Below are 22,180 nucleotides of genomic sequence, written 5' to 3'. Positions count from 1 at the left end.
TGCGCCTGGCGCACTCGGCGAGGTCATCTCGCTCCACGCCGGTAGGGGTTGCAGGATCGGCTGTAGCCAGCGGTCGGGTGCTCCGCGCGATATTCATCCATACTGTAGATGCATCCCATCAAAACTATGCATTTTACAGCTCGTGGAGCCTCCATATAGGACACGTTGAGGGCGGCTGGGGCCAATCTAAGGGAGCGACTCTGGAATGAAAAAATTGGCTTTTGTAACGGCGAGCGTCGTGGCGCTTGCAACGGCGGTACCCACTTTCGTCCCTGACGTTGCCGCGCAACCGGTCGACACCAAGGCGCGGGTAGCCAATACACACTACCCTCAATGCGATGAGATGCCCTTGGAAGGGTTCTGCGACCTCATTTTCTGTATGGCCGACCCGGATTGTACGGCGCCAGGAATTGAGGACTGATCAGTGTTTTCGAGAAGGGATGCTCTGGTTCATCAGGCCTCGCCGTCACAGCGTCTGAGACAAATTGACGGTTTGGCCGATGAGGGATTTCTGGTTCATCGTAGCCACCAGAAGCATCGATGAAACAGAAATCCGGACCGGGCAAGTGCCAGCAGAACGAGTACCAAAAGACATTCGGCGCCAGAACATGCCGGAATATCCGTCGGCAGAGAAGATGCTGTCGTCCAATAAGGACTGCAGAGCGACGAGAATATGTTTAGAGCTCGGCCAGCCCAGGTATTGCCGCCTCAATGTACATGGCGGGTCCAAGGACTTCCTCGGGACCGATAGACATCGCCTGGCGGCGATACGGCGCGTGTGGCAACTTCTGGCGCGGTGAAGGATCTGCGTCGTGAGACGACGGCGCTGAAAGAAATGGTGGCCGACTTTTCGGGAAAGCGGTCGCTCAAAAACGTGAACGGGGATGGGGAGAACGAGGCATGAGATCTCCTGCGCCCGAGGAAAACCGAATGCTCTCGCTGGTGGAGCAATCGCATGTCTGGCCAGGCGGGACAGGCTTGGTATCCCACGTGCCACATTCTATCACTGGTATTGGGGGTACCGGGAGGGCGGCAGCGACATGCTGGCCGACCATCGATCTCAACCGGAGCAGGTCTCTGCGAAGTCGTGGACTGCTGTCAAACGCTGCTTTTAGAATGGACCCCGAGGACAGCCTCATCTGGTCTTCGGTCTCGGTGACCACGACATCATGGCTACGGCAGCGAGAACCTGGTGGAGCTCATCAGGATACACAAGGACAACCTGAACTCCTCAAGCGGCGAAATCGGTGGGTCCATTGTCCGCCCCCGGTGAGTTTGCGGCAGTTGCGAAATTGACGTGAGCGGCTTGGGCAGCAAGTACAACGCGCGTGCCTGAGGAGTGTTATTTCTTTCTGCTACGTGGGGGTACGGGCTTTCGACCCTTACGCAACGGCTTGGGAGGCGTCGCCCCTTTGGGCGGCTGAAGAAAGAATTCAGACAAATGAACCCCAAGCGTTTCCGCGATACGGTCGAGAAGATCGATCGTCGGGTTCTCCGATTGCTGCTCGATACCGCCCATATAGGAACGGTCGATCCTGGCATCGTATGCCAATCGCTCTTGCGAAACACCGCGATCTACGCGGATCCGGCGCACATTCCAGGCGACAAGCGCACGAGCTTTCATGCGCTAAAGCAGCCATTCCGACGGCCATCAAACCACTGGCTATAACCATACTATTGCGGTACGTTCGCCCAAAATGCAGATGAGCAGAGTCCGCGCGTAATCCGAATGAAGGAGCGGTACTGGATTCAGGTGGCGCACCGAATCAGCCTGTGCTGACGAGCTACGACGAGCTGCGTCCCATTTCGCCTCTTGATTCGAAAGGCTGGACGACAGTTCTGCTGATCGAGCGGAATGGACTGCGATCAGATGCATTCGGACGATGGTCGGAGCGAACGAATTGAAGGGAACGACGGCAGTTAGGTATTCATTGACTTTGGCAAGAATGCTCCCACAGGCCGCGACAATCGGCTCTCTACGAAAAGGTTCTGAATACGGCTACCGTCCCTAAAATCGAGGCTTCTCAATCTGTTAGGACTTTCAGGCCGTGCCGTCCGATCCCAAGATCGCAGATTTCGCGCCTAATGCGCCGCAGCTCACGCCATATGACGAGCAACATGCCGTCACGTATATGCGTCTGCTGGATGCCGAGGCCGATAACGCTGATTGGCGGGAAGTTGCGCGCATTGTGCTTGGTATTGATGCCACCCTGGAGCCGGATCGCGCCCGACGTACCTTTGAAAGCCATCTGGCTCGCGCCAAGTGGGCGGCACGTCATGGCTTTCGGCAGCTCCTGCAGCGCGGTTGGCCGAAGAGTGAGGAATAAGTGCGTTCGAATCGGACGTCCCTTCTGGTGATGACCGATCGCAAAATTAGATCGTCATATCGCGCAAACTGCATCAATCGCGAAGACCTGCATTGGGTCAACCAGAAATAGTCACATTCGTCGGGCTGCAATTCCTTGCATGCGCGTTATGAACATACGGGGAAAGTGGTGCGATGCCGGGTGCAGACTGGAGATCAGAGAAGGCCTATCCCGAAGCCAACAAAGCAGAAGCTGCGGACATAGCGTGGGAGTGGCTGCGCCGCAATGGCGAGTACCAACGGGACTATATGGCCCTCGCCATGAGCGAACGATTCGGCGCGATGGAGGACCATTTCCGGCAGCAGTGGGGACTGTGTTTTCGCAGCTGATCCGCAAAAGACCTTCGACCAACAAGCCATCTTCTGGGCGCCCGAAGTGCTCGCGACCGTGCTGCCCTTGCGCGCGGCTGTCCGCGCGGCAGCGTGGTACGATCTGGATTTCAGCAAACTGGCGGGTAGCGAGCTTCGTTATGCGCCGGATGGATGGCATGCCATCGTGGCGCTCGGAGGAGCGAAGCATCGCCTGTGGCTAACAGAACTTCCACCGAGCGGCTCATCCCTTGCCGTCGACCTGCCGTTCGACAGCGGTTTCGAGCTTCGTTTGCGGGCAGCACATCGTTTTTGGCTGGCGCTCGAACGGCGGCCCATCGGACCACCGCCTCTGACGCTGCCAATCTTGACCCGCCGTCGGCTCATCCTCTCCTTGCGTGCAGTCGATGGGTCTTTGGAAGGACACAGCTATCGCGAAATCGCGCAAGGCTTGTTCGGCAAGCATCGCATTCCCGATCGCGGCTGGAAAACGCACGATCTGCGCAGCCGGACCATTCGCCTGGTCAAGACCGGGCTGCATCTGGTGCGAGGCGGCTATCTGGCCTTGCTCCGTCGCAAGCGTAAAGGCGAGGACGACCCGTCCTGAGCTTTGGCTGATCGGCTAGCCCGTATCTGACAAAACCATCGTAGTCGGCCGTTTGAATGCGAAAAGAGGGTTTGGCAGGGCGCGATTAACGTCTTCACTTCGCGGGCTGGCCGCGGTGCTCGCTCAACGACGGGCTCGCCGGCGTTCGGAACAGTCTGCATGTGCAAATGGACGCGCTAAGATTCCAAAAATTGATCAAACGTCTGCCGTCACGCAAATACGCGATTAGGCGGCTTCCGGAATCGCGGCCTTCTTACAGAGCCGCGCGACCCATCGGCAAAAGGCGCGAGCGACTTCGAGATTGTCACTTCGGTCCACCGCATAGGCCCGATATTGCATGCCGCTTGAAGTACGCGATCCCGGTATGACATGGAGCGCCCCTGTACGCACGAGATCGCTGACAATGATTTCCGGCGCCACCAGCAGGCATTTCCCGGTTATGACGGCGGGCAAAGCAAGGTAATTATGATCGTATCGCGCCCCCGACTTGATGTCCTTCGCGGTCAAGTTCATGGCTCTGAGCCAGGTGGGCAGTATGTCGGGCCTCGATGTGATATTCAGAATCGGCATGGAGCGGGCAGTGGAGAGCGTTTTTCCCATGACGTGATTTGGAGCGCCTACGCATACGAGCATCTCATTGTAGATCGCCCAATCGTCGGCCGGTTCAGCGACACAAAGATCGCGAGTAAGCAGGATGTCGAAATTGTCGGAGGATCTCGGTGGAGACAATGAACTGATCACGTCGACGACGACGCCGCCCATCTCGGCAGAGAACGCCTGGAGATTGGGTATCAGGAAGGAGTAGGCGAAGGTGGAAAGAGAGGTGTGGACTACGATTCGATTGGCGTCCGTTCGGTTCCTCCGCCGCATTCTCTTCGCGGTGAAACACACTGTATCAAGCGGTTCGGCCACGGCGTTCGCAAAGAGCCTTCCAAATTCTGTCAATTCACTGCGTCGGCCCCGCCGTTGGACGAGATCCGTGCCAAAGTAGTCTTGCAACACAGCCAAATAGCGGCTGACCGAGCTCTGTGTCGTTCCCAATGTGCTCGCCGCACGCGTGACGCTTCCCTCGCGCGCAATGGTCACAAAGACCCGGATAGCATTGAGGGGCACTTCATTGTGTTCGGCAGCCATTTTCTGCTCCGGTAGCTTCTGGGCTCTGCGCTGATTGTCACGGCGGCCATTGCCAGAAGCTCCATCACATTATTCGATGTCTATAGCCGGATTGCCGCTTATAAGTGATATCTCGTGCACAAAATCTGCCTTCTCGAGGATTCGGGCGATCTGGCTCGGCGACTTCCATTGCTGTCGACGGCTTTCTAACAGGTGATCTCCAGGTGCCGGCAAGGGGGATGACTGCTGATATCGCGATCGACATCGAGGGCCGTTGAGATGACAGGCGCGAGACTTCTTAGGTGCGTTCAGGATTGCGTGCGAATCAGAGCTCGCTGCTGAGTGCCGTCTCAAAATCTCGCTGGCAGGCATCGGTTCAGCGTTTAGCGAAGGAAGCGAGCTTCAGCCGCCTTGGCCTCTTCCATCTTCTGGATTCTGAAGATCTCATCCACCGGCAGAATATCCTTGTGGACATTCTGGACGCCACCATCCGCGATGATCCGGCGGAAGGTCTCCTGCATGGCGGTTGCAGCAGCACGAATGCCGTAATTGCCATAAATCATCCTGCGGATGTTGCCGAGCATTTTGACCCGTTTGGCATAGAGGTCAGGGTAGGCGTTCGGCACGATGACCAGCGGCACCGTTCCGGTCCAGGCGCGCGCAAAGCTTTCGATCTCGCAAGGAGTCTTGCTTTTCGAATGGATCAGGATCATGTCCGCGCCAGCTTCCATATAAGCATGTGCCCGATGCAGAGCCTCCACTTCGACGAGGCCGGCGATCAGGGCTTCTGTGCGGGCGATGACGAGGAAATCCGGATCTGATCTTGCCGAGATGGCAGCCTCGATCTTCCCCTGGAATTCTTCAATGCGCAACAGGTCCTGGCGGCCCTCGGCAGCAAGGCTCGTCACTTTTGGAAAAGTCTTGTCCTCGTTGACAACGGAACTGGCGCCGGCCCGCTCATATTCCGTGATAGCGTGAATGACGTTAATCGCATTGCCATAGCGTGTATCAATGTCCGCGACGAGCTCAAGCCTCGTGCGCCCGGCGATCGCCCGCAGCATGTCGAGATGCTGTGTCATTGAGATCAGGCTCATATCCGGCAGCCCATAAAGCGCAGATAGCTCGAAGCCGGACGCCCACACTCCGTCGAATCCGGCTTCTTCAGCGAGCATCGCTGAGAATGGGCTGTGGGCGGCCATGATATGGACAAGGCCAGTCTCGGCCAATGCGGGCCCGGAGGCGTTTGGCAGAGGACATCGGAAAATCCTTCAGGACAGGCTCGCGCAGGCGGCGATGATCCGGTCGCAGGCGCGCGTGAGGTCCTCGAGCGAGGAAGCATAGGAGATGCGGATATAGGGCGAAGCCATGAAGCCGCTGCCAGGCACGACAGCCATGGCAAACGCGTCGAGCAGATACATGGCAAAATCACTGTCGGTCTCGATCATCTTGCCGTCGGGCGTGCGCTTGCCAATGACCCCCGCGCAGGAAGGGAAAACATAAAAGGCACCATCCGGCACACGGCAAGCAAGCCCCTTGGCCTTGTTCAGCTTGGCGATAACAAGATCGCGTCGCTGCATAAACGCGCGCGCGAACTCTGTGATATGGTCCCGTTTCCCTGACAGCGCCTCCAGCGCGGCATATTGAGAAACCGAGCTGGTGTGCGAAGAGGTCTGGCCCTGGATGAGGTTCATGGCCTTGATCAGCGCCAGAGGCCCGGCACCGTAGCCGACGCGCCAGCCGGTCGTCGCGTCTGCCTTGGACACCCCGTTGACCGTTAAGATACGCTCGCACAGGTCCGGCGCGATTGCGGCCATCGTTGCAAAGTCGGCGTCATAGGTGAGCTTTTCATAGATGACGTCGGATAGCACATGCACCTGGGCATGCTTGCGCAATACCGCCGCGAGCGCGAGCAAATCGCTTCGGCTGTAGACCGCACCGGTCGGATTGCATGGCGAATTCAACATCAACCATTTGGTGCGCGGCGTGATCGCCTGGTCTAGTGCCTCGGGGCGCAGCTTGAAGCCATCGCGTTCACTGCAGGCGACGAGCACCGGCTTGCCGCCGGCCAGAACCACCATGTCTGGGTAGGAGACCCAGCATGGCGTCGGGATCACAACCTCGTCGCCAGCATCGAGGCTGGCAAATAGTGCGTTGAACACAACAGCCCACCGTGATCTGGTCGATACCGTAGTTGAGGCCATGATCGCGACGGAGGCTCTCGCCAATTGCTGCCCGCAATTGCTTGTTCCGGCGACCGCCGTGTACTACGTCTGCCCGGCACGGATGGCCCGGATGCCAGTTTCACAGATGACGGACGGCGGATCGAAATCCGGCTCGCCTTGGCTGAGCGTGATCACATCGGTTCCCTGATCTCGCAGCTCGGCGGCGCCAGCCGTCATGACCTTGGTTTGAGAGGGACGCACGACCTTGAGCCGTTCTGAAACGAGAGACAAGACACAATATCCTACGCGTTCGAATGAGCGATTGGGGATCTATCCGAACTCGAACGGCCAGACGAGCCAGGTGATCGCGGCTTTGGATATAATCATCGAAGATTACGATAATTGTATCGCTTCTTCGTGCGGCTCTGTTGGGGCTCGCATGAGGCCTTTGCGTCTCAGCTCCTCCTCATCATCGGCCTGCCGATCATCGGATAGTTGCAAGCACACATCGACTTATTCGATGTGTGTCATTCTGGCGTAGCAGTTCAGGCTTTTAAGCTCGCGCACAATCGCGAAATTGAGCAACACAAGCGCTCGATTTCGGGGATCGAGAGTCTGTGCCGGTCGAACAAATCGCGGGCTGGCATTCGCATCAATGAACGTGGAAGGCGGAGGCGGTGATGACCCGTATCGATCTGACGCGACGGCAAGCCATCGCAGGTAGCCTTGCCGCAAGCGTGGTAGCCAGCACAGGCGCCGGCGCTGCGGAGAGGGAGCCTAAGACATTGCCGCGTCGCCGCCTCAAAGTCGGCATGTCCGGATTTCCGCGATCGTTCGACCCGGTTATCGCGACCGATACTGCCATTCGTCGGGTCGTGCCGCAGCTTTTTGATACGCTGATCAGAGTAGACCATGCTCACGACATGACGCTACGGCCGGGCTTGGCCGAGCGTTGGGAGCGGATCAACGCGCAGTCGTTGCGGCTGTTCTTGCGCAAGGAAGTCGTTTTCCACGATGGGGCGCCTTTGACGGCTGAAGATGTTGCCTTTAGCCTTGGTCCTGACCATCTGCTGGGACCTGGACGCAGCGGCATGTCCGAGGCGCTTCAGTCGCTTGATCGGCTCGAGAAGGTCGAAATCGTCGATCCTTACACCGTCATTGTGCATGCAAAGGGTAGCGACGCCCTCCTCGAGCAGCGTCTGGCTGCTTGGGGATCTGAGATCGTGAGCCAGCGCGCCTTTTTGGCCGCGGGCTCGTGGGCGCGCTGGACCACTGCCCCTGTCGGAAGCGGTCCCTATAAGCTCGTCGATCACAAGCTCGATATTCGTGTCTCATTGAGCGCCCACGATGCGTATTGGGGCGGGCGGCCGCCATTCGATGGCATCGAATACCGTATCATTCCCGAGCTTTCCGCGCGCGTGAACGGCCTGCTCGCCAGCGAGCTCGACATTGCCACTGACATTCCGCCCGACCAGTTCGCGGGCATCCAGAAGCGTGCTGATCTCGAGATCGTGGGTGGTGCCGTGCAGAATATCCGCTCGCTCGCCCTCGATCAGACTGATCCCATTCTGAAGGATGCGCGTGTTCGCCGTGCGATGAGCCTTGCGCTCGATCGCAAGCTGATCGTGCAAAGCTTGTGGGAGAACCGGGTCCCGATTCCGAACGGCTACCAGCTGCCGAGCTACGGGGAAGGCTACATCCACGAATTCCCCTCGCTTGCCTACGATCCCGGCAAGGCCAAGGAGTTGCTGGCTGATGCGGGCTACAAGGGAGAGCAGATCACCTATCGTCTGCTCAACAATTACTACCCCAATCAGGTCTCTGGCGCGCAAACGATGATCGAGATGTGGCGCGCGGTTGGCCTGAACGTCAAAATCCAGATGATGGAAAACTTCACGCAAGTTCAGCGCCAGCCGGTCCGTGCCATCTTCGATACGTCGAATACGGCGCTGTTCCTCGATCATCTCGGCCATCCCTGGCGTGAATTCGGACCCAGCGGCACTCTGCCAAGGTCGATCGGAGTCTGGAGGAACGAGGAATATTTTGCGCTCGGCGCCAAGCTCCTGGACACCGTGCAGAGCGAACAGCGCCGGCCGATCATCCGTCGCATGCTCGAGATCATCAACGAGGTCGATCCCCCTTGCGTGATCCTGCACGTCTCAGGCCAGTTCTATGGCAAGCGCCGCGATGTCCCATGGCTGCCGGGACTGACGCTCGACCTCAATTTCGGCCCATTCAACAGAGCTCTGATCCGGACCTGATCGCGATGACGCATACCTTGAATCGGATTAAAGCGGATGCGGCCAATATGATGGACGAGCAGGGGCCTTGCATGGAGGCGCTTCTTCATATCGCAGGTTTACGTGTCGCGTTCGACGGTGTGCCGACGCTGCGCGGAATCAATCTCACGCTCGCGCGCGGCGAGTCGCTGGGCATGGTCGGTGAAAGCGGTTGCGGCAAATCGGTGACATGGCTTGCTGCGCTTGGACTGTTGACGCGGCGCGCTAAAGTAACGGGCAGCGTACGCTTGGCCGGAGAGGAGCTGCTCCATGCACCAGCCTCCCGCCTGGACAAGATGCGAGGTGGGCAGATCGCCATGATTTTCCAGGACCCGGCGAGCGCGCTTAATCCTGTGCACAGGGTGGGCGATCAGATCATAGAATCCTTGCGGCTTCATCGTGGTATGGATCACCGCACGGCGCAGGCCGAAGCGCGACGTCTGCTCGACCAGGTCGGCATACCCGATGCAGCGCGCCGGCTTGGCGCCTATCCGCACGAACTCTCCGGTGGGCAGAACCAGCGCGTCATGATCGCCATGGCGCTTGCAGGACAGCCCGACATCTTGATCGCTGATGAGCCTACCACCGCCCTGGATGTCACTATTCAAGCGCAAATGCTTGAGCTTCTGCGGCAAATCCAGCGCGAGACGGGCATGGCGCTGGTCTTGATCTCGCACGATCTCGGTGTCGTCAGCGAGATCTGTGAACGTGTCATGGTCCTTTACGGGGGGCACATCGTCGAAGAATTGCCCGCCGACCGCCTCTTGAACCAACCTGCTCACCCATATACGAAAGGTCTTCTTGCGGCTCTTCCAAGCCTGGATGGGGCCGCGGCAACGCCTCTTCGCCATTCCCGGTGTCGTGCCAAACGCAGCCGCGTTTCCGCCAGGCTGTCCTTTCGCCCCTCGATGCGATCGGCGGATCGGACGCTGTCGTGAATGGGCGATTGAGCTCGCCTCGCTGGATGGCGACATCAGACACAGGGCTGCCTGCTTGCATGTCACGAGCGAACGGCCCGCGGGCGAGGTCGTGGCTGCATGACCGGGGCTGCTCCGCCGATCCTCCAAGCAGACGGGCTTGTCCGAAATTATCGATTGCGGCAGGGCCTTTTCCAACCTCCAGCGGTGGTCCACGCGGTCAATGGGCTCTCTCTGCAGCTGGCTCCCGGCGAAACTCTCGGACTGGTTGGCGAATCCGGCTGCGGTAAGTCGACTGCGGGCCGGCTCCTGATCGGCCTGGACCGGCCGGATGCCGGCAAGGTGACCTTCGGCGGAGAAGCTTTGCCCGCTATTGGCGATAGTCGATGGCGCCGGCTCAGGATGCGAATCCAAATGGTGTTCCAGGATCCGCTGGCTGCGCTCGATCCGCGCCTGACGATCGGCGCGCAAATGGCCGAGCCGCTCGAAATTCATCGGCTTGGCAGCAAGTCTGAACGAGAGGAGCGGGTCAATGCGCTTCTTACGGATGTGGAGCTCAGGACCGACCACCTCGGGCGCTTTCCGCACGAGCTTTCAGGCGGCCAGCGCCAGCGTGCCGTCCTGGCTCGTGCGCTGGCCACCGATCCGGATCTCCTTGTCTGCGATGAGCCAGTATCGGCACTCGACGTCTCGATCCAGGCGCAAGTGATCAATCTTCTGCGGGACCTGCAGGAGCGGCGGCGCATGGCGATGATCTTCATCAGCCATGATTTGCGAGTGGTCCGGCTGATCAGCAATCGGATTGCTGTGATGTATCTCGGCAGCATCGTCGAGGAAGGATCGTCTGAGGCGGTTCTTCTGGATCCTTTGCATCCTTATTCGCGGGCGCTCGTTTCCGCGGTGCCGAGGCCAGGACGACATCGCTCTCGCACCATCGTTCAAGGAGATCCGCCCAATCCGGCTGCGCGACCGGACGGCTGTGCATTTCATCCCCGCTGCCCGGTCGCTCTTCCGCTTTGCGCGCGGCTCGCTCCAGAGCTCAGATACGCTCCTGACAGGCGGCGCGTGGCCTGCCATCTGATCGGCGATCATGGTGCCGAACTCGACAAGGAGACATGATGGCTCGTTTTGTTCTGGTCCGCTTGGCGCGCGCGTTCCTGACCATCGCAATTGTGGTTACATTCGCATTCGTGGTGCTGCGCGCCTCTGGCGATCCCGCCCTGGCGTTGTTGTCGCCGGAAACGCCGGCGGAAGCGGTCGAGGCCTTCCGAAAGGCCTGGGGGCTCGATGCGCCACTCTGGGTTCAATACGTCAGATACCTCTTTGCCGTCGTGCATGGAGATCTTGGCCAATCGATGCGTGACGGACGTGCCGCGATCACCATCGTTGCCGAGCGCATTCCTATCACGCTGATGCTGACTGCGCCGGCGCTGATCCTCAAGCTGATGATCGGCATTCCGGCCGGCGTCTACGCGGCCCTCAAGCGGGATAGTCTAGCGGATCGCTTGGTGATGATGGTCGCCGTCATCGGCTTCACCGTGCCATCTTTCGTCCTTGGCCTCGGGCTCGTACTCGTTTTCGCAGTCGAGCTCCCCTGGTTCCCCTCGGGCGGCGCCGGCACTTGGCACCATGTGGTGCTGCCGGTCATCACGCTCGGTCTGGGCGGCGCGGCCGTTCTCGCCCGCTTCAGCCGCAGCGCCATGCTCGAGGTGCTTGGACAGCCCTATATTCGTGCGGCCAGCGCCAAGGGCGTGCCTTGGGCCAGGGTCGTGACCGGTCACGCTCTGCCCAACGCCGCGATAGCGGTGCTGACCATCGTCGGCTTCATGGTCGGCAATCTCATCGCGGGAACGGTGCTGGTTGAAAGCGTGTATTCGTGGCCAGGCATTGGCAGTCTGCTGGTCGTGTCAGTCGCCAGTCGCGATTTGGCTGTCGTCCAGTGCATCCTGCTCGTCGTGGCCGCCGCCATGATCACCACCAATCTTACGATCGATCTGCTCTATGGCATGCTCGATCCACGTTTGCGCCAGTTGCACTTTGGGAGGCGATAATTGAGCATTTTCGCAGACCAGGTTCTGCCGTCTTCAAAGATGCGAAAGGTGTGGTGGTGGCGCGACCGCGGGATCGGAATAGCAGTCGCCTGGCTGGTTTTCATGCTTCTTGTCGCGATATCTGCAGATCACCTCGGTCCGTATGACTATGCAGCCCTTGACCTTCATCATCGCCTTGCTGCACCTCTTGGCCTTGGCGGAACTATCGCGCATCCCTTCGGTTCAGATGAGCTCGGTCGGGACGTACTGGCACGCCTCGTCATATCCATTCGAATCAGCCTCCTTATTGCTTTCGGGGCGACGTTGATCGGCGCCATCCTTGGCATCACGCTCGGCTTTTTGGCCGCTCACTTCCGCGGCTGGGTAGAGCAGGTCATCCTCGGCTGTGTCGATTTTCAGGCAAGCATGCCGTTTCTCGTTCTGGCGCTCGCGGTGCTTGCCTTCTTCGGCAACTCTCTGCTCCTGTTCGTTGGGCTCATCGGTCTCCACGGATGGGAACGCTACGCCCGCGTCACCCGCGCGCTTGCGATGAGTGCCAACGAGCAAGCCTATGTGATCGCCGTACGGCAGCTTGGCGCAAGTCCATGGCGTCTCTACCTGCGCCACATCATGCCGAACATCGCTTCGACGTTGATCGTCACCATGACGCTTGCCTTTCCAGACATCATTCTGCTCGAGAGCGGCCTTAGCTTTCTTGGACTCGGGGTGCAGCCGCCGCTGACTTCCCTTGGCAATATGGTCAGCTATGGTCGTGACTATCTGACCCGTTCTCCCTGGATCCTTATTCTGCCTTCGCTGGTCATCTCGCTTACGACCTTGTCGATTTCCCTGGTCGGCGACTGGCTGCGCGACCGGATCGACAAAACATTGTCGTGAGACTTTGAAAAGCGAGATCGAAGATATCTCATTGCTCGCAGGGGAGACGATCGTACTCTTTCGGCACCATAGCAGACAAGTTAATGCCTTCGTCGGACCTTTCACGTCTCAAGGTGATTTGTTCTTGCAATGGCAAGGCAAGAGAAGCGCCGGGCGCCCGGTTCGGCTTGGACTTTCCTGGCTGGTAAACCTGAAGACGCGTGTTTCACCAGCCGGGCTTGTTCCTTTCCGTGCGTATCAGTTCGACAATGAATCTTCATCAACGATACCGCTCAGGTGGCTTGAACGTGCAGCAAAGCGCGTTTGCTTCGTGCCGACCTCGATCTCGATTTGCATGCTGTTGTAGCCTGATAGGGGTCGCACGCCGCGGCCTCGAGCGCGCAGTTTGGCTCAAGCTGATGTTGGATGCTGTAAAGCGGCTTGCTGTGCGCGGGTGCCCGCACGAGCCGTCCAGGTACTTCGCGGGATACTTATTCCAGTCGAGCCTCTCCCACTGTATGCCGCAGGGAAGCGTAGCAAGGCGATGTTGAAGGTTATTCAGAATTCGTAAGACGTCGCAAACCTCCGAAAGGAGCGGTGGTCCCTATGCGCAGGGCATGCTTTTTGGCAACCTTCACAAGGTGCGTCGGTCCTGTCTTTCAACAAGCTTTCGCATTATGAGTGGGGCTCGACGCGAAAGAACCAGTAAAGCCTTGCGCAAATTGCCGGTCGAGACCTGCACAATACCAGCCTTCTTAAGGCTTGGCGCGTGCCACGCGACTCGTGGCGCTCATCGCGCTCACTCGGTATTCTGGCCGGGCGCGCCTTTGCGTTGCTTTTCATGAGGCCTTCCTCAATGGCTGAATGGAGGTAATGGGTCAGTTTTAATATGACGCAGCCCTTACGAGGGGATGCCGTCAATTGCTGTTTCTATCGGGAGAAAAAACGTTCTTGATCCCATCGGACTCTCGATAAATTCGGCATCCGTCCAAAAGGCGGCGGCCTTTTCATCGATGGCATGCACCAGAATAGCGCGGATGCCGATCGTTTCTGATGCGTGTACGATTTGATGTAGCGCGTGCTGAAGCAGGTCTTGGCCAAGACCTTTACCCTTATAGGTAAGGTCGCGAGCCAACCGTCCTATGATGGCGACTGGCACTGGATTTGGCAGGCCATGTCTTTTCATCGGAGGCTTTGGGATCGCTGCCCGTTGAACGCTGCCAGATGCTATGCGGTATAGCCAATGATTACATTGTCCTCACACACCACGTATGTGCGAGCAGTTTTGCCCTCGCTTTCGAGAGAGCGGTTTTTGAGCCAATCGTTCAGCGCTTCATTGCCACAGCCAAAACGGCTGAAGTCGTGCGTAGGCTTGAGAAGCGTGGGGGCTGTCATGCCCGCACGCTTCCCCGGACCTTGGATTACTTCTGCCAAAGCGACTTACGCTTCATCAGTGCCTTCAGCTTGTGATCGGCCACAACGCAGCCGCCGCGCTCCGTGCCGCCAGGAATTTCAAATTCCTCCGGGAAAAGCGACTCGAATGGATAGCCCTTTACCTTGCTAGTGATCGGGAAAAGAAGGCAAAGGCGGGAGAATTGATTATATTTGCGGGGCGACACCACTAACGCGGAGTGTCGTCCCGCCATTTCACGACCAGCCTGCGGATCGAAGTTGAGCCAGATAATATCACCGACGTCTGGGCAATACGGCTCTTTAGGAGCCGAACTCTTCACCGACTGCAGCAGTCGTGTTATATTCCTCATGCAAGTTCTCGGGAGTCATGCCAGCTAGAAGCCCGTCTAACGTGTAAACGGGAGTCTTGCGCGGTTCTACGACTAATCTGCCGTTTTGAACCGTGATTTCGGCTTCCCGACCCGCGAACGCATGGATTTCCTTTGCGTAGGCGCTCGGAATGCGGAGAGCCAAGCTATTGCCCCACATTGCAAACTGAACGACCATCGCTACCTCCAAACGAGATACCCGGCAGATATCAACAACGAAGATACACGAATAAAGTTGCTGCGCAACTAGATAGTGTAGATACATTGTATCGACAGGAGGACCAAGGTTCGATGTAAATAAGACTATAACGAATAATTCAACTATGGAACCCACGAATGAAGGCCCAAAAGGCGAGAAGCGCCACGCCGACACCGTACATCGGCAGGATTGCGACCGGTGAGGTCGCGGACACGCCCAGCAAGGCGCCGGGACGGGCTGCCGGCGGCCGCGGGAGGTCCTAAGCGCGGCTTAGTTGGCTGGAAGGCTCCGGCCGCCAAAATGAGTGCTGCCGACCCGAAAACCCTCTGCGCTTAAGCTATTCGAGCGCGCTGGCCGGGCCAGGGGAGATAGGTTCGAGCCAGTCCTCGGCTTTGGGGCGTCCGACATCGCCTCCTTGTCCTCTTTCCAGTTCCGGCCCGATACCATTCCTTGAGCCCTGCAGACCATGCTTGGCCAGATTTGCCTGGGCGGCGAAACCAGCCGGCGTATGTCCCGTAGCCGGCGCATAGCGCTTCTGGGCAGCGCAGATATATCGGGAATTCCAAACCTCTATTGCCTCAAATCGGGCTTACAGGGTGATCTGTTTTAGCAGATCAAATGCCAGTCGCGATCTGTTTTACACCTCCGAACGGCCCGGGAGGCCATCGGCTTGAGTCAACGCGATCTGAGTGCCCGGATCACAGTACCGCAGAGCCACATTTCCAAAATCGAGAGCGGCGGCGCCGATCTGAGGCTCTCCAGCCTCGTCGAGCTCGCGCGCGCTCGACCATGAAGTGGTTCTGGTGCCGCGGAAGCTTTTGCGGGCGGTCGAGGCTATCGTCCGGAACGCTTCGTCTGCACTTTCCGATGACGCGCGCTTGCGCTCCAGCGTGCTGAGCCGCGCGCAGGCAGCCGTAACCAGGCTAAATCGACTGCATCAATGCGACGGGCCTAGAAGGCCTGAACCAAGCCTTACGCGAGCTCGCAAATTTGCAACTCGGAAGCTCAGAACTTGAAGCGATCCGGCGCATCACCGACCGGTTGATGAAGTTGCCGACGGGTCCGAACGCGCTACCTATGGTCCAGAGCGCCTCAAAACAACTGAGAGAGTTGCGCAACCGCATCGCCCACGCGTTGCCGGAAGCGCCGCGCCCGGCTTACGCACTCGACGAGGAGGAGGACGATGCCTGATGTTTCCGTCCTCGACGTTCTGCTGTATGGAGAGCAAATCGGACCCCTGACACTCGTCCAAGGCACTCAAACGCTATGCACCAATGAAGTCGATGGACATCATTGCAGCCCTAAAAGCCGACGGTTGGACGCAGGTAGCCCAGAAAGGCAGCCAGGTTCAGCTCAAGCATCCGACCAAACCGCGCGTGACGGTCCCTCGTAATTTTTTCCTGCTTATCGCGGCGGCAGAACTCGGTACCTCAGCTTCGTTTGGCTCGGGGCAAATGATCATCGCTCTCGCTTGCATAAGCTTGAGCTGATGCCATCGGGACAAAGCCGATTTGGAGGCCGAAGGCCTTACCAATTTTGGCAAGAGTCTCCGCAGTTGGCTTGGCTGTCCTTTTCCTCAAAGCCCTTCCACTTTTCGCGCTTGATCAACACCTTTAGCGCGGCGTCGACAATTGCGAAGTAAAGTGTCGCCGCTTCAGCAGGACCGTTGCCTTCGACGAAGTTCATCGGCAGGTACGCCATGGACGCTTCCTTCAAGCGATCGGTCGTGGCGGCGCAGCCGGCAACGGCAGTCTCTCATCGCCCAGCTGTCCCCTCGGCCTGTCCCTGGGGCTGTCCTTTCGTCACAGATTCATTGAGCTTCTCGGCGGCGCCAAGGACCTCAAGCCTCTCGAGGATCTTTCGTCCATGCGCAGTGATGATCCAATATCCTTCCTCCCGCTCGATCAGCCTTTGTCCAAAGATATCGAGGTTCGGCTCGCGGCTCGCGATGCGCTTCATGCGCGCTGGCCACGCGGGCCCACTGGTGTAAAAGATCGCCAAGTGCTGTTTGACGAGTTCAAGACTGGCTCGCCCGGTTGCCCGGCAAGTATCTTCAGGATGGACAGCTGAAAGCTCATGTGGGCACGTAATGATTCAACGAAAGCGAGACAATGCCGGCGTTACCAGAGGCACGTAGCGCACATCATCGGTTTTCAAACGGAAACCTTGCCGGCTAGGCCAGAGTACCGCATTGCATGTGCAGCTTTCGAGCGTTCATGTACCCTTGCAGCTCGGAATCGTGCTGCTTGTCGGAGCCGAGCTGCGCGTCGCCTCACGAGACTGCCGATCGGAGACCTGACTCTTCGTTCATAATTTGTTCTCATGGCCTCGGCGGTCGATCCGCAAGCTGGCGCATGGCATCGCCGACGGGCGCGAGATCGTCGTGGCGCGATGGAGCATGCCGCCATTGCACCAATCGCTACTGGACGCCACTCAGAAATAGAAGATCGCGAACGGCAAGACAGTCGATCCCAAGCAACTGCTTCGCATAGGCCCGGACAGTGGCCACCAATTTAGCGTCAACAGCGCGCATTGGAGGCGCTGACTTGGTCAGGAGCACCGGTGGCTCATGCCGTTCGCGAGCTTCAAGCCAATACGATGGGATTGACGACAGGAAGGTGCCGGTCTGATTCGCCCCAGACAAGACCCGTGCCGCGCTCGCCTTCGCCGGGCCGTCATCGAGGCCGCGCAGCTCATCGATATGACTACATATCGATATCTGTGATCCAGTCGAGCAAGCGCGAACATTCAGAGCTCGTGATGATCATCCCGGCAGGTCTTCATAACCGGTGAAAATCGCCACTCACTGTGGTCGCATTGGCGCCCACTCGGGCTGAACGTGCGATGCCGATCGTCTTATTCGCGACATGCTGTCGATCCCCCGACAGGTCGGTTTGGGATGAATGCAAGCATCCAGCTGTCGCAGTTGGCACGAGCTTTGAAGGATTGGGATCTCATCGATCGCTCAGGAATGCAGGAATGGCTTACGGGATGATGAGCCCTCAGTTCATCGGATTGATCAGGTCCAAGTTCGGTCCTCCAACCTTTGGCATCAACTCAGGACCTCGCGCATGAATTCGCCTCCCTGATCGAGCTCGCTCGATTCCGATGCGCGCCGTCACCATTGCGCGAGTGGTAATCGGCCAATCAGTTTGAGACGGCATCTGCAAGCTCTCCTCTACTTATCGCATGCGACAATCGCTGGCCGCGCTGGTCGAAGCCCAGCGCGAACGTATCGTCGACTGACCCACGAGTTCACGTCAGCACGTGGATGCTTTCGAGAAAGAGGCAGTGCTTCGCTCGCCGAGCCAAGCGGCGCCATGATGACATGGACAAAATAGCCGAGACAAAGCCGACATCGAATTTGCGCCCAGAAGTGACGAGACGGGCGGCCATGCATTGTCTCGCTGTCGAGCTCGGCGAAATCGCGAAACTCGCGTGGCCAATGGTGCTGACGCAGGTTGGGCAGATCGCGATGATGTCGACTGATCTTGCCTTGATCGGTCGGATCAGCGCCGAGGCGCTTGCTGCGGCCGCGCTGGCAGGCCGGTTCTATCTCATTAGCTTCGCCTTCGGCGCGGGGCTACTAAGTGCCATCGCGCCGATGGCGGCGCGGGCATTTGGGGCAAATAATCTAGCCGCAGTACGGGGTGCGCTGCGCATGGGGTTATGGGCCGCCATGATCCTGTCTTTCCCAATTATTGCTGTGGCGCTGCGAGCAGAGCAAATACTGCTTGCGTTGGGCCAAGCCCCAGATGTTGCGCGGCTCGCCCAGCAATACCTCTTTGGATTAGGATTCGGCGCCGCGCCGGCACTTTCGTTCTTGGCCATCCGCAGTTTCATGGGCGCGGTCAATCGGCCACAGCCGGTCTTGTGGATTACGCTATCAGCGACTCCCCTGAATGCTTTGCTGGTCTATATGCTGGCCTACGGAAAGCTTGGACTGCCTCGGCTGGAGCTGCTGGGGGCAGGTCTTGCGACCACGCTGGTGAACTGCAGCATGTTTTTAGCCGGCTTGTGGTTCGCTGCACTGCGTCGTCCGTTCCGTCACTACCATGTACTTGCACATCTCTGGCGTTTCGATTGGCGCACAATGCGACAGCTCATCGCAATCGGAGTGCCGATATCAATGGCTTCATGGATCGAGTCGGGACTATTTTGGGCCACATCGATTCTGGCGGGCTTGATCAGCACCAGTGCACTGGCCGCTCATCAGATCGCTGTACAGATCGCCGCGATCCTGTTCATGATTTATGTGGGCGTTGGCACGGCCGCAGCCGTGCGCGTTGGCTATGCGGCCGGCCGCAACGACATTGCAGGCGCCAAGCAGGCATATCTGGCAGCGATGCTGATCGGTATTGTCATAGCTGCTTCGTTAACGCTCGCACTGATCGCCGCGCGCTTTGAGATCGTCGAGCTGTTTCTGGGCAGATCGGCCGGTTCTGCGGCAACGATTAGCCTTGCTGCAGAGCTCCTCGTGGTCGGCGCAACGCTGTTTATCACTGACGCTGTCCAGTGCATTGCGGCGGGCGGCCTGCGCGGACTAAAGGACTCGCGAATGCCGCTTCTGTTTGCGATCATTGGTTGGTGGCTGATCGGCTTTTCCCTCAGCTATTGGCTCGGCTTGAAGGTCTGTCTTGGCGCCACTGGTATATGGATCGGCTTGTCGACCGGAACGACAATCTATGCGGCGCTTCTCGTCCTGCGATTCCGCAACTTGACAAGCCGCGCTCACTGATGCGGGCGTATCGCTGATGCCAAGCGGCGACGATATGCCAGGATACTTGCACTGGCCGATACGAGCGGGTCGAAACTCGAGATTGGCTGAAAAATTGGACGTTGCTCCTGATGGCGCGACTGCAAGCGTAAAGAGACGCCTAGCATCGCGTTATTTGATCATTCCGTTCCAAAAAAGCGATACGCAAAGTGGTTAGCTCGTTCGGGAGCCAGTAGGACTCCTCAAGGCGTCCTTCGCAATTCGCGAGCTTTCCAACTTGTCACCCCCGACAGAATGGCTCAACGGGTCCTCCCTTCGAAAGCGTTGCTGTGACAGGTAGCCACATGCACGACGCACTGACGCGATGACTCTCAATCAGGGCATATCGACTTTCCACACGCCGGCCGTTGACTGCGAGCTCCGCAGCCGCGGAATTCCTGCCAAGCACCCGCGATATATCGCAATCGCCGGAATCAAGCTGTCACACAATCCGCGGCAGCAGCAGTCACAACGCCGGGCTCAACCGCAATGTCGACCAGATCAGGATCGGCTACTGCGCCGAGCGAGCTTGATTCGACGAAGCATTTGTTATTTTTGTTTGCGAGGCAAGGCTACCCTTGGCTTGTTGGATGTCTCACCTGACGTCCTCGCTCAGAAGCCGCTAGCGATGCAGTCGCTGTCCAATCTCACCCGGTGCAGTCTACGACTGAGGAGAGCTGCTGGCGCTCGCACGCCACTGATCCCGGCACGGTGCCGGTCGGCACGCCGGCCAGGCGTTGGTCGGCATGACTGGGAGCTCCATACCGGCATCACCCTCGCGCAAGCGATCAGCGTCCATCCCGAAGACAATGGCGCTAGGCTGCGTCAGGTCAGCCAAGCCCCGGCCGATCCGCTACGTCCCAGCTAGACGAAAGCTTACGATCATGTTCAACCGACCGGACCGGTATCGGGTTCTCATCGTGCTATTTGATGGGCTTCGGCCGGATCTCATCAAATCATCGCTGACGCCGAATCTGGTCAGGCTTCAGCGCCGCGGTGCGGTGCTGGCCCGGCAGCGCACCGTTTATCCCAGCGAAACACGGACAGCGCTCACGAGCCTCATCACGGGCGTAACGCCGGATCGCCACGGCATTGTTGGCAATCAGTATCTCGACCGGCACTTTCCGGCACCGCGCTTGGTCGACACAAGTAATGCGCGTCTGATCGAGGACCTCGATGCCGCGAGCGACGGCCATCTACTCGGTGTGCCGTCACTTGGCGAGATCCTCGCGGCGAACGGCAGGACATTGTCAGTCCTGGCATCCAACTCGGCGGGAGCAACCCGTCTGCTGAACCATAAGGCCCGAAAGTTCGGCCAGGTGACGCTCTCCGGCCACTTCCCTTCTATCGCGACCTCGGCCGAGATGCTCAGACAGGTGGAGAGCCTGCTTGGGCCGACGCCTGCGACGCCACCCCCCGGCACCCCGGATCTTGCCTCTCAAGCCTTTCTGACTTCAGCGTTCCTCGACGTCATCTGGCCTCAAATTCGGCCCGACGTCGCAATCCTCTCGTTCGGCGAACCCGATAGTTCCTCCCACGATTGTGGAACCGGCGCGCCAAGAACTCTGGAAGCGATCAGCTTTGTCGATTGGCAGTTTGGCCGCGTGCTCGATTGGTGGGAAGCTGAAGGCGTGTGCCAGGGCGTGCACCTGATCGCAGCCTCCGATCACGGGCACCTGACGGTGCATGCGCGGGCCGATCTCTTGCAGACGCTCGAGGCTGCGGGGCTGCGCTGCGGCCCGGCACCGGCGGCTGGGATCGACGCCATCGTCATACCTGGGCAGGTCGGAGCAATTTACCTCGCCGAGCCCTCGCAGTCCGTTATCCGCCGCGCCGTCGGGGCAATGATCGAAAGGCCCTGGTGCGGTCCGGTGTTCACCGCTGGCGGCGCGGTCGACGGCATTGCACCCGGCAGCTTCGCCCGTCATCTCGTGTTCGCCGACCATGCCCGATCGGCAGATATCCTGTTCTCGTTTCGATCCGATGGCGGCCTTGATCGTTTTGGTCTTATCGGTCGCAGTTGGAGTGCGGATGGGCCAGTCGGCTTCGGAGTGCACGGCGGGTTGCATGCCAAGGAGATGTCGTCTGTCGGCATTTTGGCAGGACCGCTCGTCAAAGGCGGCTTCGTCTCAAAAGTCCCCTCAAGTATTTGCGATTTTGCGCCCACAGTGCTCGGTCTTCTGGGCATCTCGCGGCCAGCAACGATGACCGGCCGCGGCCTCACTGAGGTCTTCATCGACGAGGGAGGGGACGTGCCTCGGACGATCGAAAAGGTCTACGAGACCAGCAGCGGCGCATACCACCAGCACCTCCGTCATGTGCAGGTCGGTGAGGCAGTCTATCTTGATTCTGCTGACGTGGTGGGTCGTCCCAACAATCTCGCATAAACTGAGCGTCGATCCGCAGGCCTCATCAGGGCGATAACACGCAGAAATCTTTCTTTTTGCTGCGTAAGCGCATCGGTCGAACGTGATCGGCAGCCATGGCAAGCGTGGCGCGCAGGTGTCGCCATGTCACAGACGCGCAAGAAAGTGGCGTCGGGGAAGGGCAGCGCAAGCGGAGAGCCACGGCGGATCATGCGCTGACAGTGTACGCAAGAAGACGGGCAGGAGTGCCAGTCGCGGCCGCCGTTTAGCGTAGAAAAGCTGTATGCAGCAGCTTGGCTGCCTCGATCAAGCCGCCGGTGAAGTCATCGCTGCCTTGGGACGCGGCGGAACGACACCGGGCCGGTGGCCGCCAACGGTACGCCCGGCGCTCAGGGCGCCAAGCCAGCGCTATGCAGCAAT

General features: G+C 58.9%; 21 protein-coding genes and 2 pseudogenes. 14 read left to right on the top strand and 9 right to left on the bottom strand.

The genetic code is table 11. The annotated features are described in order from the left end of the window. The first annotated feature begins 205 nt into the window (after positions 1-205). Positions 206-421: a hypothetical protein gene (locus IVA87_RS07810; RefSeq protein WP_247333232.1), complete on the top strand. Its 216-nt coding sequence runs from the start codon at positions 206-208 to the stop codon at positions 419-421. Between the two features lie 45 nt (positions 422-466). On the opposite strand, the gene IVA87_RS07805 is transcribed toward IVA87_RS07810, so the two are convergent. Together IVA87_RS07805 and IVA87_RS07800 are read right to left on the bottom strand one after the other, a co-directional pair. Then, positions 467-649, bottom strand: a complete 183-nt coding sequence (locus tag IVA87_RS07805) for a hypothetical protein (RefSeq protein WP_247333230.1) — start codon at positions 647-649, stop codon at positions 467-469. 693 nt (positions 650-1,342) lie between these two features. Beyond that, the gene (locus IVA87_RS07800) at positions 1,343-1,624 is read right to left on the bottom strand and encodes a helix-turn-helix transcriptional regulator (RefSeq protein WP_247333228.1); all 282 of its coding nucleotides are present in this window, start codon (positions 1,622-1,624) and stop codon (positions 1,343-1,345) included. Between the two features lie 424 nt (positions 1,625-2,048). Between IVA87_RS07800 and IVA87_RS07795 the strand changes: the two genes are divergently transcribed. The 3 genes from IVA87_RS07795 (at position 2,049) to IVA87_RS07785 (ending at position 3,281) form a co-directional block, all read left to right on the top strand. Further along, positions 2,049-2,327, top strand: a complete 279-nt coding sequence (locus IVA87_RS07795; RefSeq protein WP_247333226.1) for a DUF2285 domain-containing protein — start codon at positions 2,049-2,051, stop codon at positions 2,325-2,327. A gap of 173 nt (positions 2,328-2,500) precedes the next feature. Next, a complete protein-coding gene (locus tag IVA87_RS07790) occupies positions 2,501-2,695 on the top strand; it encodes a DUF6499 domain-containing protein (RefSeq protein ID WP_247333224.1) in 195 nt (64 codons plus the stop codon). A 46-nt stretch (positions 2,696-2,741) separates the two neighbouring features. After that, positions 2,742-3,281 carry a DUF2285 domain-containing protein gene (locus IVA87_RS07785; protein ID WP_247333222.1) on the top strand — a complete coding sequence of 180 codons (540 nt, stop codon included), beginning with the start codon at positions 2,742-2,744 and terminating at the stop codon, positions 3,279-3,281. A gap of 225 nt (positions 3,282-3,506) precedes the next feature. Here the strand turns inward: IVA87_RS07785 and IVA87_RS07780 are convergent, their stop codons facing one another. The 3 genes and pseudogenes from IVA87_RS07780 to IVA87_RS07770 form a co-directional block, all read right to left on the bottom strand. Then, a complete protein-coding gene (locus IVA87_RS07780; RefSeq protein ID WP_247293801.1) occupies positions 3,507-4,415 on the bottom strand; it encodes a LysR family transcriptional regulator in 909 nt (302 codons plus the stop codon). Positions 4,416-4,777: 362 nt separating this feature from the next. Then, on the bottom strand, positions 4,778-5,620 hold the full coding sequence (locus IVA87_RS07775; protein ID WP_247333219.1) for an isocitrate lyase/phosphoenolpyruvate mutase family protein: 843 nt from the start codon (positions 5,618-5,620) through the stop codon (positions 4,778-4,780). Positions 5,621-5,662: 42 nt separating this feature from the next. Continuing rightward, positions 5,663-6,847 (bottom strand): annotated as a pseudogene (locus IVA87_RS07770) (pyridoxal phosphate-dependent aminotransferase). 389 nt (positions 6,848-7,236) lie between these two features. Here IVA87_RS07770 and IVA87_RS07765 point away from each other — a divergent pair. From IVA87_RS07765 to IVA87_RS07745, 5 genes and pseudogenes are all read left to right on the top strand, one after another. Next, the gene (locus IVA87_RS07765; RefSeq protein WP_247333217.1) at positions 7,237-8,817 is read left to right on the top strand and encodes an ABC transporter substrate-binding protein; all 1,581 of its coding nucleotides are present in this window, start codon (positions 7,237-7,239) and stop codon (positions 8,815-8,817) included. A gap of 71 nt (positions 8,818-8,888) precedes the next feature. Beyond that, a pseudogene (locus IVA87_RS07760) lies at positions 8,889-9,747 on the top strand (ABC transporter ATP-binding protein); the annotation flags it as partial. 125 nt (positions 9,748-9,872) lie between these two features. Further along, positions 9,873-10,871: an oligopeptide/dipeptide ABC transporter ATP-binding protein gene (locus tag IVA87_RS07755; RefSeq protein WP_247333216.1), complete on the top strand. Its 999-nt coding sequence runs from the start codon at positions 9,873-9,875 to the stop codon at positions 10,869-10,871. Next, positions 10,871-11,803 carry an ABC transporter permease gene (locus IVA87_RS07750; protein WP_247333215.1) on the top strand — a complete coding sequence of 311 codons (933 nt, stop codon included), beginning with the start codon at positions 10,871-10,873 and terminating at the stop codon, positions 11,801-11,803. Before IVA87_RS07755 ends, IVA87_RS07750 begins: the two co-directional genes overlap by 1 nt. Positions 11,804-11,842: 39 nt before the next feature. Further along, entirely contained in the window at positions 11,843-12,679 is an 837-nt protein-coding gene (locus IVA87_RS07745; protein WP_247333284.1) for an ABC transporter permease, read from the top strand. 880 nt (positions 12,680-13,559) lie between these two features. Here IVA87_RS07745 and IVA87_RS07740 read toward each other — a convergent pair. Together IVA87_RS07740 and IVA87_RS07735 are read right to left on the bottom strand one after the other, a co-directional pair. Further along, positions 13,560-13,844 carry a hypothetical protein gene (locus IVA87_RS07740; protein ID WP_247333214.1) on the bottom strand — a complete coding sequence of 95 codons (285 nt, stop codon included), beginning with the start codon at positions 13,842-13,844 and terminating at the stop codon, positions 13,560-13,562. Positions 13,845-14,079: 235 nt separating this feature from the next. Next, positions 14,080-14,421: a type II toxin-antitoxin system PemK/MazF family toxin gene (locus IVA87_RS07735; protein WP_247333213.1), complete on the bottom strand. Its 342-nt coding sequence runs from the start codon at positions 14,419-14,421 to the stop codon at positions 14,080-14,082. 887 nt (positions 14,422-15,308) lie between these two features. On the opposite strand from IVA87_RS07735, the gene IVA87_RS35310 reads away from it, so the two are divergent. The 3 genes from IVA87_RS35310 to IVA87_RS07725 all read left to right on the top strand — a co-directional run bounded on the left by IVA87_RS35310 (position 15,309) and on the right by IVA87_RS07725 (position 16,128). Continuing rightward, positions 15,309-15,431: a helix-turn-helix transcriptional regulator gene (locus tag IVA87_RS35310; protein ID WP_346658343.1), complete on the top strand. Its 123-nt coding sequence runs from the start codon at positions 15,309-15,311 to the stop codon at positions 15,429-15,431. Between the two features lie 197 nt (positions 15,432-15,628). Next, positions 15,629-15,829, top strand: coding sequence for a hypothetical protein (locus IVA87_RS07730; protein WP_247333212.1), 201 nt, complete (start codon positions 15,629-15,631; stop codon positions 15,827-15,829). Between the two features lie 83 nt (positions 15,830-15,912). Continuing rightward, entirely contained in the window at positions 15,913-16,128 is a 216-nt protein-coding gene (locus IVA87_RS07725) for a type II toxin-antitoxin system HicA family toxin (protein WP_247281281.1), read from the top strand. 37 nt (positions 16,129-16,165) lie between these two features. Here the strand turns inward: IVA87_RS07725 and IVA87_RS07720 are convergent, their stop codons facing one another. After that, positions 16,166-16,339, bottom strand: a complete 174-nt coding sequence (locus tag IVA87_RS07720; protein WP_247333211.1) for a hypothetical protein — start codon at positions 16,337-16,339, stop codon at positions 16,166-16,168. 54 nt (positions 16,340-16,393) lie between these two features. Further along, complete coding sequence (locus IVA87_RS07715) at positions 16,394-16,597, bottom strand: hypothetical protein (RefSeq protein WP_247333210.1); 204 nt, start codon at positions 16,595-16,597, stop codon at positions 16,394-16,396. A gap of 1,369 nt (positions 16,598-17,966) precedes the next feature. On the opposite strand from IVA87_RS07715, the gene IVA87_RS07710 reads away from it, so the two are divergent. Both IVA87_RS07710 and IVA87_RS07705 read left to right on the top strand, forming a co-directional pair. Next, positions 17,967-19,376, top strand: coding sequence for an MATE family efflux transporter (locus tag IVA87_RS07710; RefSeq protein WP_247333209.1), 1,410 nt, complete (start codon positions 17,967-17,969; stop codon positions 19,374-19,376). Between the two features lie 902 nt (positions 19,377-20,278). Beyond that, positions 20,279-21,781 carry an alkaline phosphatase family protein gene (locus IVA87_RS07705; protein WP_247333208.1) on the top strand — a complete coding sequence of 501 codons (1,503 nt, stop codon included), beginning with the start codon at positions 20,279-20,281 and terminating at the stop codon, positions 21,779-21,781. Positions 21,782-22,180 lie beyond the last annotated feature (399 nt).

It is taken from the genome of Bradyrhizobium sp. 147 (assembly GCF_023073935.1).
Taxonomy (GTDB): Bacteria; Pseudomonadota; Alphaproteobacteria; order Rhizobiales; family Xanthobacteraceae; genus Bradyrhizobium.
The sequence above is the reverse complement of the archived record's forward strand: the minus strand, read 5'-3'. Positions and strand labels throughout refer to the sequence as shown.

Coding starts and splice junctions, on each gene's coding strand:
- IVA87_RS07715 (WP_247333210.1), bottom strand. CDS start 16,597: ATGAAGCGCATCGCGAGCCGCGAGCCGAACCTCGATATCTTTGGACAA.
- IVA87_RS07705 (WP_247333208.1), top strand. CDS start 20,279: ATGTTCAACCGACCGGACCGGTATCGGGTTCTCATCGTGCTATTTGAT.
- IVA87_RS07720 (WP_247333211.1), bottom strand. CDS start 16,339: ATGGCGTACCTGCCGATGAACTTCGTCGAAGGCAACGGTCCTGCTGAA.
- IVA87_RS07745 (WP_247333284.1), top strand. CDS start 11,843: ATGCGAAAGGTGTGGTGGTGGCGCGACCGCGGGATCGGAATAGCAGTC.
- IVA87_RS07810 (WP_247333232.1), top strand. CDS start 206: ATGAAAAAATTGGCTTTTGTAACGGCGAGCGTCGTGGCGCTTGCAACG.
- IVA87_RS07755 (WP_247333216.1), top strand. CDS start 9,873: ATGACCGGGGCTGCTCCGCCGATCCTCCAAGCAGACGGGCTTGTCCGA.
- IVA87_RS07750 (WP_247333215.1), top strand. CDS start 10,871: ATGGCTCGTTTTGTTCTGGTCCGCTTGGCGCGCGCGTTCCTGACCATC.
- IVA87_RS07800 (WP_247333228.1), bottom strand. CDS start 1,624: ATGAAAGCTCGTGCGCTTGTCGCCTGGAATGTGCGCCGGATCCGCGTA.
- IVA87_RS07765 (WP_247333217.1), top strand. CDS start 7,237: ATGACCCGTATCGATCTGACGCGACGGCAAGCCATCGCAGGTAGCCTT.
- IVA87_RS07780 (WP_247293801.1), bottom strand. CDS start 4,415: ATGGCTGCCGAACACAATGAAGTGCCCCTCAATGCTATCCGGGTCTTT.
- IVA87_RS07735 (WP_247333213.1), bottom strand. CDS start 14,421: ATGAGGAATATAACACGACTGCTGCAGTCGGTGAAGAGTTCGGCTCCT.
- IVA87_RS07725 (WP_247281281.1), top strand. CDS start 15,913: ATGAAGTCGATGGACATCATTGCAGCCCTAAAAGCCGACGGTTGGACG.
- IVA87_RS07710 (WP_247333209.1), top strand. CDS start 17,967: ATGGACAAAATAGCCGAGACAAAGCCGACATCGAATTTGCGCCCAGAA.
- IVA87_RS07740 (WP_247333214.1), bottom strand. CDS start 13,844: ATGAAAAGACATGGCCTGCCAAATCCAGTGCCAGTCGCCATCATAGGA.
- IVA87_RS07790 (WP_247333224.1), top strand. CDS start 2,501: ATGCCGGGTGCAGACTGGAGATCAGAGAAGGCCTATCCCGAAGCCAAC.